This is a genomic window from Salinispora sp. CH2A1_6 (genome assembly GCF_056820975.1).
Map to the genome: position 1 here is coordinate 509,649 of NZ_JBXEDG010000003.1, position 11,397 is coordinate 521,045.

Sequence of the window (11,397 nt, forward strand, 5' to 3'; positions counted from 1 at the left end):
CGCACCTGGCGCGAACTGACGGCGACAGGAGATCCCATGCCCGTTATCGCGATTGACGGCCTGGTGAAGAGCTTCGGCGCGGTCCGGGCGCTCGACGGGCTCAACCTGCAGGTGGAGGCGGGGGAGGTGCACGGCTTTCTCGGGCCCAACGGCTCCGGGAAGTCCACCACCATCCGCGTCCTGCTCGGGCTGCTGCGCGGTGACGCCGGCACGGTGCGGCTCCTCGACGGTGACCCGTGGCGCGACGCGGTGACGCTGCACCGCCGACTCGCCTACGTGCCGGGCGACGTGAACCTGTGGCCCAACCTCTCCGGCGGGGAGGCGATCGACCTGTTCGGGGCCCTGCGCGGTGGCTTGGACCAGCGCCGTCGCGACGAGCTGTTGGAGCGATTCGACCTCGATCCGACCAAGAAGTGCCGGGCCTACTCCAAGGGCAACCGGCAGAAGGTGGCGATCGTCGCCGCCTTCGCCTCCGAGGTCGAGCTGTACGTGCTCGACGAGCCGACCTCCGGGCTCGACCCGTTGATGGAGGCGGTGTTCCAGGAAGAGGTGCGGCGGCTCACCGGCAACGGCGCCACGGTGCTGCTCTCCAGTCACGTGCTCGCCGAGGTGGAGGCGCTCTGCGACCGGGTCAGCATCATCCGCGCCGGCCGGACCGTCGAGTCCGGCTCCCTGAGCGAGCTGCGGCACCTCGCCCGCACGACGGTCACCGTCGAGACGGTGCGCCCGTTGACCGGTGTCGCGGAGCTACCCGGCGTGCACGAGGTCCGGGCCGTTGACGGCCGGGTCCGGGTGGAGGTTGAGCCGGAGCACCTCGACGCGTTGCTCGCCCACCTGATCCGCTTCGAGGTCCGGGCGCTGGTGAGCGCACCACCCACTCTGGAGGAGCTGTTCCTGCGGCACTACGACGGGGCCGACGACGGCCAGGTCGTCGCCGACCGCGGCGCGGAGCGGGCCCGGTGAGCGCATTCACCGGCACCGGCCGACTGGCCCGGCTGGTCCTGCGCCGCGACCGGATCAAGCTCGGGGCCTGGCTGCTCGGTACGCCGCTACTCGGTTTCGCCCTCGCCGGTAGTGTCATCGAGTTCTATCCCGACGAGGCCGCTCGCCTCAGCTATGCCGACACCGCGCTCACCAGCGTGGTGGCACGCGCCTTCAACGGGCCGATCTTCAACGCCGACCTGGGCTCGATCGTCGTCGCCGAGGCGTACCTGACGTTAACCCTGCTTGCCGCCCTGGTCAGCACGTTCGCCGTCGTCCGGCACACTCGACAGAACGAGGAGACCGGCCGGGCGGAGCTGCTCGGTGCGGCGGTCGTCGGCCGGCACGCGTTGCTCACCGCCCCGTTGCTCGTGGTCGTCGGGGCCAACATCGCCGCCGCCCTCCTCCTCGGGCTGGCCTTCGCGGCCGCCGGCCTGCCGCTGGCCGGATCCCTCGCCGCCGGTGGGGCGGTCGGCGGAGTCGGTGTCGCCTTCACCGCCCTCGCCGCCGTCGCCGCCCAGCTCACGGTTACCTCCCGTGGTGCGAACGCGCTGGCCGCGGCCACCGTCGGGGTGGCGTTCCTGCTCCGCGCCGCCGGGGATGTCCTCGGTGAGCGGGACGGCCTGCACCTGGTGAGCGCCTGGCCGTCCTGGCTCTCCCCGCTCGGCTGGGGCAATCAGGTACGCGCATTCGGCGCGGAACGGTGGTGGGTTCTGGGCCTGCCGGTCGTGTTGCTGGTCGGCGCCACCCTGGCCGCGTTCGGTCTCGCCCGTCGGCGGGACCTCGGCGCCGGGTTGCTCAGTGACCGCCGGGGGCCGGCCCGTGCCGCCGCCGGCCTGCTCAGCCCGAGCGGACTGCTCTGGCGGCTGCACCGCGGTTCCCTGGTCGGCTGGTCGGTGGCGGTGGTGATCCTCGGGGTCTCGATGGGCTTCGCCGCGGACGAGGTCAACGACGTGATCGCCGAGAATCCCGCTGCCGCCGACCTGATCGCCGCGATGGGGGGCGGGGCCGACGACCTGGTTGACGCGTTCCTCGCCGCGATGCTGGGAGTGTTCGCGTTGGCCATCGGCGCGTACGTGGTGCAGGCGTTGCTGCGTACCCGCGCCGACGAGTCGGGCGGCGTCCTGGAGGCGGTACTCGCGACCGCGGTGGGCCGGGTTCGCTGGCTGGCCACCCAGGTGGTGGGCGCCGTCCTGGGCGCGGCGGTCCTCGTGCTGCTGGCCGGGCTCGCGACTGGCTTCGGCTACGGACTCGCAGCCGGCGATCCGGGCCGGTGCGCGCTTGAACTGGGCGGGACCGGGCTGCTCCTGCTACCGGCGTTGCTGGTGGTGGCGGGCCTGGTGACCGCGCTGCTCGGGTTGGTTCCCCGGTGGTCGGTGTCGCTGTCCTGGGCGGTGCTGATCGGATTCCTGCTGTTGGGGCAGCTCGGCGCGGCACTCGACCTGCCGCAGGCGGTGCTCAACCTCTCGCCGTACACCCATGTCCCGGCGGTGCCGGCGGTCGAGGCGACCGTGCTGCCGCTGGTGCTGCTCACCGCCGTGGCCGGTGCGCTGATCGCCGCCGGGCTGGCCGGCTTCCGCCGCCGCGACGTTCCCAGTTGAGCGGCGCGCAGCCCGAGTCCGGGGCGTTAGCCGGAGACCTCCGGCTCCGTTTCGGACTCCGGGCCGGTGTGGCGTTGGCGTAGTAGTTCGCCGCTCCACCGCGCGGCGGCCCGCTGCTCGGAGAGGGTCCGCTCCCGGGCGCGGGCGAGCTCCTCGCGGACCGTCTCCGGGACATCGCCGTCGGGCAGGTCGGCGAGAATCGCCGACCAGCGGCGGTTGAGCTGCTCGGCGTAGCGGGCGCGGCGTAGCAGCTCCTCGTGCCGGCAGTCCAGCGCGATCACCCGTTCCCAGTAGGGCTGGAGGGCTTGACGGACTCGTTCGTCGAGTTGCACCCACGCCTCGGGCCGGCAGGTGATCGTCTGACCGCCGCGCTCGAACGACCACGGTTCCTGGTGGGCGAGCTTCCGCTGCAGCTGCGCTTCCAGCTCACCGGCCCGGTGCGGTGCGACGGTGCGGGCGAGATCGGCGGCGATGCTGGTGAGCCGTTGGCTGGCCGGTGGCAGGAAGTAGTGGGCGTACCAGGCCAGTTGATCCGGTCGCAGTCCCTGCGAACGCCAGGTGAGGTCGGCGCGGATGGTGAAGGTGAAGACGTAGCCCCGGGCGAAGACGGTGATCGGACCGGCCGGCTCCCGCCGCTCGATCGGATCCGGTGGCGGAGGCGGGGCTGGCCCCTGCTTCGCGGCCGTGTCGACGGTACGGGCCACGGTGAGCAGCCACCGCCACAGCCGCCGGGTGGTCGGTGCCAGCCAGGTGGTGAGTCGCCGGACCGCCGAGACCAGCTGGGTGGCGAACCGACGGGCCGTTGGTGTCAGCCGGGCGGCTACTCGCCGTGCTCCGGCTGCCAGCCGTGTCGCGCTCCGTCGGCATGCCCGCACCGGCCGGGCCCAGCGGCCAGGTCGCGTGGCGCCCGGAGCGGCCTGGCGGTGCTGATCCGGATCGGGGGCTACGGGCGGCGGGGGAGCCTCCGCCGGCGGGCCGTCGGCCATGTCGCCTCCCTCGTCCGTCAACCGGTCCGCCGGGCCGAAGGGTGGTGCGGTCGGTGCCAGGTACGAGGGGAGTGCCGGCAGGTGCGGTGTCGCCGCGTACTCACGTTAACAAGGACCGGGCCAGTGGGGCGGCAGCGGCGCGGCGTGCCGATCTGCGCTCGGCTGACTGCCCGCGAGCCGGCGCGGGGAGATTCGGTGCGGGTGGAGAAGGTTCTCGGGGTGTGCTCGTGCGGCCCGGCCCCAGCGCCACCGCTCGAGTAACCGGTGTCTGTGCGAGCGCTGTCGGCTGGCTGCCCAGGGTGGCGGTGGTTCGGTGGCGGGGCGGGGCTCGGTGATCAACGAATCGTCGCTGTTCCAGGGAGCCGAGCTGGCGGAGGAAACTCTGAGGCGGACGCCGATGGCGGGTCATCAAAGGGCGCCCGGCCTGATGGTTCTTGGTCCGGCCACTGTCGAGCTGCCCCAGCAATACGACTGAACGTCGTGCGCCCGTCGTGCCCCTCCTCATGGGGCAGCTCGACAGCGAGCAGACCGGAAGTATGCCGGTTCCGCCGGGAACGACGAATGAGTCGTTCCCCGCAGCGGCCCGAATTGATGATTCCCATGGATGAGACCCGTCAGCCCTGTGGCGGCGCGACGGTCTCCAGGGCGTCGATGCTGCCGGACATGATCGTGCGAATGTGATCGGTGATGAGTGGTAGCGGCCAGTCCCACCAGGCCAGCGCCATCAGGCGGGCGACCTCTCCTTCGGGGAAGCGGCGGCGGATCACCCGGGCCGGGTTGCCGCCGACGATGCTGTATTCGGGGACATCGTCAACGACGACAGATCCAGAAGCAACGATTGCCCCGCTGCCGATACGGACGCCGGGCATTACCGTGGTGTGGTAACCGAACCACACGTCGTTACCCACCACCGTGTCTCCCCGCCCGGGCAGGTTGGTGATGAGGTCAAAGTGTTCGCTCCAGGAGCCACCCATAATCGGAAACGGGAAGGTTGAGGGCCCGTCCATGCGGTGATTGGCGCCGTTCATGATGAACCGTACGCCCTCGCCCAACGCGCAGAACTTCCCGATTACCAGTCGCTCCGGCCCGTAGTGGTAGAGGACGTTGCGAACCTCGAAAGCCGTCGGATCGTCCGGGTCGTCGTAGTAGGTGAACTCTCCGACGTCGATCAGCGGCGAGGTGATCAGTGGCTTCAACAGCACCAGCCGTGGCTGTTCGGGCATCGGATGTAGGACACCCGGGTCGGCTGGAGTGCCTGTCATCGCCACGTCCTTCTGAGGTAAAGGTGGAAACGGGATCTATTATGCGCAGTGGCGTGTTGCGTCAGCCGCTCATCCGGTGCACCGGGCGGGACGGAAAGAGCGTTGGCGGTAGGACCGCATCGCCGTTGAGTACGGCGGTCACGGCCGCTGTCGCGATTCCGGCCACCGGGTGGGTGGACGTGGTGAGCGAGGGGTTGGTCATCGCGGCCAGTGGAGTGTCGTCAAAGCCGGTCACCGCGATGTCCCCGGGGACCTGGACACCATCGCTGAGAAGCCCGTTGATCACGCCGAACGAGGTCACGTCGCTGGCGCCGACGATCGCGTCGGTGTCTGGCCAGCGGGCCAGCACCTCCCGGGCTGCGGCACGCCCTCGGCCCGCGGTGAAGTCACCCCGAACCAGCCGGGGCGGTAGCCCCGCCGCGCGCAGCACTCCCCGGTAGGCGCGTACCGAGCGGCCGGCGCAGGGCAGCCAGCGAGAACCACTGATCATGGCGATGCGGCGGCGGCCCGTCGCGTAGAGGTGCTCCACCAGCGCGGTGGTGCCGCCGCCGTTGTCGATGTCGAAGGAGGCCACCACGGGGGAGCCGACGCCGAGCGAGGCGACCCGGCCGCGCAGCGTGGGCGGCACGGCGGCCAGGACCGCAGGGGTGGTGTTGACCAGGATCAGCCCGCTCACCCCGCGCTGTTCGCCGAGTTGGCGCAGCTGGGCCAGGTTCCGGGTCGGTAGCCAGTGCAGGGCCACACCGACGCCGTGCGGGGCGCACACCCGGGCGGCGGCGCCGACAACCTGGTCGACGTACGGGTCCTCGAGCACCCGGGGCGAGGTGCCGTGGACCACCGTGACCAGCCGCACACCCGTGCCCCGGACCAGGGCGCGGGCGGCCGGGTCCGGCACGTAGCCGAGCTTTTCGGCGGCGGCGGTGACCCGGTCGCGGGTATGGGCCGCGGCGTACCCGTTGTTGGCCAGTACCCGAGAGGCGGTGGCCCGGGAGACGTCGGCCACCCGAGCCACATCCGCCAGGGTCGGCGCGCGCTGCGGTGCCGGCATCGTGGTCCCCCCCGTTCCCGTCGCCGGGGCGACGCTTGTCGTCAGGACATTATTGCTCGGCCCGACGGCGGCGGCCTGTGAGTACTTTTCGGTTTGCACTGAGAACGTTCTCAGGGGTGTGCTCGTGCAGCCAGGACCAATACTCAAGCGAAAGGAACCTGTGGTGAGCAGCGTCACAACCCCGGCCGCGCCCGCTGCCGCACACCGGTTGGTGCGCACCGCCCGCACCGGTGTCGCGGTGGTGTTCGCCCTCAACGGCCTCGCCATCGGGTCCTGGTTCGCCCGGGTGCCGGCGGTCCGGGAGGCGCTTGATCTGTCCGCGGGCCGGCTCGGGCTGCTGTTGCTCGCGATGTCGGCGGGAGCGGTACTGGCGATGCCCACCTCCGGTCTGGTCGCCCAGCGACTGGGCACCGCCCGGACGGTGGCGCTGGCGACCCTGTTGGTCTCCGTGGGCTTGGGGATCGCCGGCGTCAGCGCGAGCGCGGCGGGCTGGCTGCCCGGGGTGGCGGTGGGTCTGGTTGTCCTTGGCTACGGCACCGGTACCTGTGATGTCGCGATGAACATCGAGGGTGCCGTGGTGGAGCGGCGGCTCGGTCGTACGGTGATGCCGCGGTTCCACGCGGCGTGGAGCCTGGGCTCGGTGGCGGGGGCTGGCCTCGGTGCGGTGGCCGCTGAGGTGGGGCTGGCGTTGGCGGTCCACCTGCCGCTCGTTGGCGGAGCGGTGCTGCTCGGCACGGTGTTCGGCACCCGGGCGTTCCTACCGGTCCCCGAGCCGACGCCGGACGCCGACGGGGGCTCCCCGGCCCGCCGCCGGGCGGTGCTGGCCGCCTGGCGGGAACCACGGACCCTGCTGATTGGCCTGTTTGTGCTGGTAGCAGCGTTCAGTGAAGGGGTCGCCACCGACTGGGTCGCGGTCGCGTTCGTGGATGGCTACGGCGTCACCGAGGCGGCCGGAGCCGCCGTCTACGGCGTGTTCGTGATCGGCATGACCCTAGGACGGACCGTCGGCACCCTCGCCCTGGACCGCTGGGGCCGGGTGCCCGTGCTCGGCATCACGATCCTGCTCGCCGTGGTCGGTGTGGGCGTGGCGGTGCTGGCCGGTTCCGGACCGGTTGCGGTCGCCGGCGTGGCGCTGTGGGGCCTCGGCATTTCCCTCAGCTTCCCGGTGGGGATGAGCGCTGCGGCCAATGAGGAGGAGCACGCCGCGGCCCGGGTCAGCGTGGTGGCCGTGATCGGCTACACCGCGTTCCTCGCCGGACCACCGCTGCTGGGCCTGCTCGGGGACCGGGTCGGGACGCTGCATGCCCTGCTGGTCGTGCCGGTGCTGCTGCTGCCGTCGCTGGCGTTGCTACCGGTGACCCGCCTCCCCGCTGACCGTCCCGGCCGGGCCGGGCCCTGCTGACGTGCCTGGTCACTGCGTTCGCGGTGCTCGGCCCGACCGCGGTGCAGGTCGGCGTCGCCCACGGCCTGTGGATCCACACCTTCGAACGGTGGCCCCGCCCGGCCCAGCCCGTCAGCTGAGCTGGCGGGCGGCGGCGCGGCCGGCGACCCGGCCGGAGAAGAGGCAGCCGCCGAGGAAGGAGCCCTCCAGGGCGTTGTAGCCCATCATGCCGCCACCGCCGAACCCGGCCACCTCGCCGGCGGCGTAGAGACCGGGAAAGACGTCGCCGTCGCGGGTGCGGCAGCGACCGTCCAGGTCGGTCTCCAGCCCACCGAGGGTCTTGCGGGAGAGGATGTTGAGCCGTACGGCGATCAACGGCCCGGCCTTCGGGTCCAGGAGGCGATGCGGCGCGGCGACCCGCAGGAGCCGGTCACCGCGGTAGTTGCGGGCGGAGCGGATCGCCTTGACCTGGGCATCCTTGCAGAAGGTGTTGGTGAGCTGCCGGTCCCGTTCGGTGACGAGCGTACGGATCCGGCCTACCTCGATCGCCGGCACGTCGGGGTCGGCGATGCGGTTCATCCCGGTGACGAGGTCGTCGAGGGTGTCCGCGACGACGAAGTCCTCGCCGTGCCGCTTGAACGCCTCGACCGGCCCCGGAGCGCCGGCCCGTACCCGGGACAGCAGCAGCTTGAGGTCCTTGCCGGTCAGGTCCGGGTTCTGCTCGGAGCCGGAGAGCGCGAACTCCTTCTCGATGATCTTCTGGGTGAGCAGGAACCAGGAGTAGTCGTAGCCGCTGCGGCGCAGGTGGCGCAGGGTGCCGAGGGTGTCGAAGCCGGGGAAGTACGGAGCCGGCAGCCGGTTGCCGGCAGCGTCCAGCCAGAGAGAGGAGGGGCCGGGCAGGATGCGAATTCCGTGGTTCTCCCAGATCGGATCCCAGTTCCGTAGCCCTTCGACGTAGTGCCACATCCGGTCCGGGTTGATGATGTTGGCGCCGGCCTCCTCGGCGATGCCCAGCATCCGGCCGTCCACGTGGGCCGGCACTCCGGCCACCATCCGCTTCGGCGGGCTGCCGAGCCGTGCCGGCCACGCCCGGCGGATCAGGTCGTGGTTGCCACCGATGCCGCCGCTGGTGACGATGACGGCCTGGGCCCGGGCCTGGAACTCGCCGACCACGGTGCGGCTGCTCGGCCGGCCGCGCTCGGCCGTGGTCGGCTCCAGCCGGCTGCCGTGCACCCCGACCACCGCACCGGCCTCCACGAGTAGCCCGTCAACCTGGTGGCGGAACGCGAACCGGATCCGCCCGGTGTCGACGTGCGCCCGTACCCGTCGCTCGAACGGCTCCACCACGCCGGGACCGGTGCCCCAGGTGATGTGGAACCGTGGAACCGAGTTGCCGTGCCCACCGGGCCGGCCGTCGCCGCGTTCGGCCCAGCCGACCACCGGGAAGACGCGATGCCCGTACTGCCGCAACCAGGACCGTTTCTCTCCGGCGGCGAACTCCAGGTAGGCCTCGGCCCAGGCGCGTGGCCACCGGTCCTCGTCCCGGTCGAACTGGGCGCTGCCGAACCAGTCCTGCCGGGCCAGCTCGAGGGAGTCCCGGACGCCCATCCGCCGCTGCTCGGGGCTGTCAACCAGGAAGAGTCCGCCCAGGCTCCAGAAGGCCTGCCCGCCCAGGTTCTGCTCCCCCTCCTGGTCCACGAGGAGCACGCTCCGGCCGAGGTCTGCCGCCTCGGCGGCGGCGACCAGCCCGGCCAGACCGGCTCCGACCACGACGACGTCAGCTTCCACGGCTGCCTCCTATCGGTGCGGGCGGGCAGTGACCCGCTTCCGGGCCGCTCGCGGGAGCGGGGCGGCGCCGGGGGTTGCCCCACCGTGCCGCAGCCAACCGGGCGACGCCACCACTTCCGCGCCAGGTGAGCATGAGTATTGTCAATCCGCGCGGTCCGGGGAGGTCGTGCCGGCTGGCAGTGCGAGGGGCGGTGACCGGGGTGGGCCTCGCGGAACGCCTGGTCGTGCATCGAATGCTCACCGAGCGTAGCTCGACCCTCGTGGACGAGATGGTCGGCGCGGTCGTTGACCAGGTCCCGATCTACCGCGAACTCAGCGACACCCAACTGCGGGAGGTTACGGCCATCGCCCAGTGGGCCGTCACCCGGCTCACCGAGATGTGGGTGGATGGCACTCGGCTGACCGTCCGGGACATCGGCCGCTTTCGGGGCATCGGTGCCACCCGTGCCACCGACGGTCGACCACTGCTGGCGGTGCTGCGTGCCTATCGGGTCGCGGCGGCCATCATCACCGACGCTGTCGCCGAGCACGCCCCGCCCGGGCTGACCGTCGCCGACCTCGCCGCGCTGGTGCAGGCCCTCGTCGCCGCGCTCGACGAGCTGTCCGAGGCGCTGGCCAACGGCTACCAGCACAAGGCCGCCGAGTTGGTCACCGACCGGCGTCGACTGATCGACGAGTTCCTGCACGATCTGCTCGCCGGTCGCCAGACCTCAGCCGGGGCCCTCGCCGACCGTACCGAGCAGCTCAACGTCCGTGTTCCCGCCAGCTTCGGCCTCCTCCTCGCCGTCGGCGACCCGACGAGTCCGGAGACCCACCCGGCCCGCGTCGCCGCGCTCGTTGCGTCGCCAGCCGTCGGCGCGGACCACGGCCCGGTCGACTTGAGTACCGGTGCGCTGCTGAGCACGGTGCGGGCCGGCGCGGGCGTCTTGCTGCTCCCGGACGAGCACGATCAGTCCGCGGTCGCGGCGGCCGTGGCCGCCGGCGGTTGGCGGGCCTGCTTGATCAGTGGCGCTTCCCCGGCGACCCTGCCGCAGGACTACCGGGCTGCGGTAGCCGCGCTCGAGCATGCACCCGTGGCGGCGTTCGCCCGCCGGACCCTCCTCGACCGCGGCGACGCGCTCACCGTCGCGGTACTGCACGGCGCGCCCCCCGTTGACCGTGCCGCACTGCACGCCGCGGTCCTCGGGCCGGTGCTCACCCCCGCCAACGCCCACCTGCGCGAAGGGCTGCACGCGTACCTCACCCACGGGTCGGCGATCGAGGCCGCGGCCGCGATCGGACTGCACCCGCAGACCATGCGCCATCGGCTCCGCCGGCTCACCGAGCTCACCGGCCGCAGTCTGAACGACTCCTGGGACCGGCTCGTGCTCGCGGTGACGCATGCCTCACTCCCGCCCCCGGCGCGCTGAGCCGGCCGGCCCTGCGGACCTGGCCACACCCGCTGGCGGCGCACCCTCAGCTCGGCGTCAGGGGGTGTACAGCCGGCGCTCAGCCAAGGGTGGTGCACTGGAGGCCGGCGGCACCGGAGACGCAAGGAGGAGCGGCATGGGCTGGTTCAGTCGGAAGCGGTCGCGTACCTGGGGGTCTGACGGGGTGCCGACCAAGCTCGACCGGGAGGGTAACCGTGCGGACCTGGTGGCGCTGGAGCAGTTCGTCGCCAGCCGAACCGGAGTCGAGTTCTACCTGGAGCCGGAGACGACGGCGACGGACACGACGGTGGTGGCGATCGCGCACGACGGTGAGTGGATTCGCCGCCGTACCAGGTCGCCACGGGTTGCCGCGGAGCTTGCCCGCCGGCTGGCCCTGCCGTTGTACGAAGCGGCCAAGATGGGCTATCCGGAGCGGATGCGTGCCTGGAACCGGGCCCACCCGGAGCGGCGCCTTCGGTAGTCGCCGCGCCCGGGGCCATGGCTCCGGGACCGGTTGACCTCTGGTCGCACCTCGGTTGCGTTGACCGGGACGTAGCGGTGTGGCAGAGTTCGCGGCCGGACGGCAGTGAAGGAAGCCGGTGTGAATCCGGCGCGGTCCCGCCACTGTCACCGGGGAGCGATCCTCCTTGTGGAGCCACGACCGTGCGTCGCGCGGTTGGAAGGCCGGGGGTGAGCGTCGATCCGGGAGCCAGGATACTTCGGCCGTCGGCGCACCCCAGGGCGTGGATACCCGAGGAGGACCCGATGCACATAGCATCCCATTCATCGACAGATGTCGTATCAACCTGGCGGGTGGCGGTGTGCCCGCGATCGGTCCGCGGCCCGGCGCTGCCGCGATGGGGCCCCCTGCCGTGATGGGGCCCGCTGCCGTGATGGGGCCCGCTGTCGAGAGTGGCCCCACTGCCGTGATTGGTGCCGTC

At 72.0% G+C, this 11,397-nt stretch carries 9 protein-coding genes and 1 riboswitch; of the genes, 5 read left to right on the top strand and 4 right to left on the bottom strand.

What is annotated here, in order from left to right:
- Nucleotides 1–36 precede the first annotated feature (36 nt).
- Both AC1UKG_RS07205 and AC1UKG_RS07210 read left to right on the top strand, forming a co-directional pair.
- On the top strand, nt 37–963 hold the full coding sequence (locus AC1UKG_RS07205; protein ID WP_482642650.1) for an ABC transporter ATP-binding protein: 927 nt from the start codon (nt 37–39) through the stop codon (nt 961–963).
- Nucleotides 960–2,582: an ABC transporter permease gene (locus tag AC1UKG_RS07210; protein ID WP_482643192.1), complete on the top strand. Its 1,623-nt coding sequence runs from the start codon at nt 960–962 to the stop codon at nt 2,580–2,582. Before AC1UKG_RS07205 ends, AC1UKG_RS07210 begins: the two co-directional genes overlap by 4 nt.
- A 26-nt stretch (nt 2,583–2,608) precedes the next feature.
- On the opposite strand, the gene AC1UKG_RS07215 is transcribed toward AC1UKG_RS07210, so the two are convergent.
- The 3 genes from AC1UKG_RS07215 to AC1UKG_RS07225 all read right to left on the bottom strand — a co-directional run bounded on the left by AC1UKG_RS07215 (nt 2,609) and on the right by AC1UKG_RS07225 (nt 5,878).
- A complete protein-coding gene (locus AC1UKG_RS07215; RefSeq protein ID WP_018742276.1) occupies nt 2,609–3,568 on the bottom strand; it encodes a hypothetical protein in 960 nt (319 codons plus the stop codon).
- 614 nt (nt 3,569–4,182) lie between these two features.
- Nucleotides 4,183–4,830 (bottom strand): CatB-related O-acetyltransferase, encoded by a 648-nt coding sequence (locus tag AC1UKG_RS07220; RefSeq protein WP_018813381.1) that lies wholly within the window; start codon nt 4,828–4,830, stop codon nt 4,183–4,185.
- 61 nt (nt 4,831–4,891) lie between these two features.
- The gene (locus tag AC1UKG_RS07225; protein WP_018742279.1) at nt 4,892–5,878 is read right to left on the bottom strand and encodes a LacI family DNA-binding transcriptional regulator; all 987 of its coding nucleotides are present in this window, start codon (nt 5,876–5,878) and stop codon (nt 4,892–4,894) included.
- Between the two features lie 163 nt (nt 5,879–6,041).
- On the opposite strand from AC1UKG_RS07225, the gene AC1UKG_RS07230 reads away from it, so the two are divergent.
- Nucleotides 6,042–7,280, top strand: coding sequence for an MFS transporter (locus tag AC1UKG_RS07230; protein WP_482642649.1), 1,239 nt, complete (start codon nt 6,042–6,044; stop codon nt 7,278–7,280).
- 111 nt (nt 7,281–7,391) lie between these two features.
- On the opposite strand, the gene AC1UKG_RS07235 is transcribed toward AC1UKG_RS07230, so the two are convergent.
- Nucleotides 7,392–9,047, bottom strand: a complete 1,656-nt coding sequence (locus AC1UKG_RS07235) for an FAD-binding dehydrogenase (protein ID WP_018736573.1) — start codon at nt 9,045–9,047, stop codon at nt 7,392–7,394.
- A 200-nt stretch (nt 9,048–9,247) separates the two neighbouring features.
- Here AC1UKG_RS07235 and AC1UKG_RS07240 point away from each other — a divergent pair, with 200 nt between their 5' ends.
- Nucleotides 9,248–10,456: a PucR family transcriptional regulator gene (locus tag AC1UKG_RS07240; protein ID WP_482642668.1), complete on the top strand. Its 1,209-nt coding sequence runs from the start codon at nt 9,248–9,250 to the stop codon at nt 10,454–10,456.
- A 136-nt stretch (nt 10,457–10,592) separates the two neighbouring features.
- On the top strand, nt 10,593–10,937 hold the full coding sequence (locus AC1UKG_RS07245) for a hypothetical protein (RefSeq protein ID WP_018742283.1): 345 nt from the start codon (nt 10,593–10,595) through the stop codon (nt 10,935–10,937).
- Between the two features lie 108 nt (nt 10,938–11,045).
- A riboswitch (cobalamin riboswitch) is annotated at nt 11,046–11,176 on the top strand.
- The last annotated feature ends 221 nt before the right edge of the window (nt 11,177–11,397 follow it).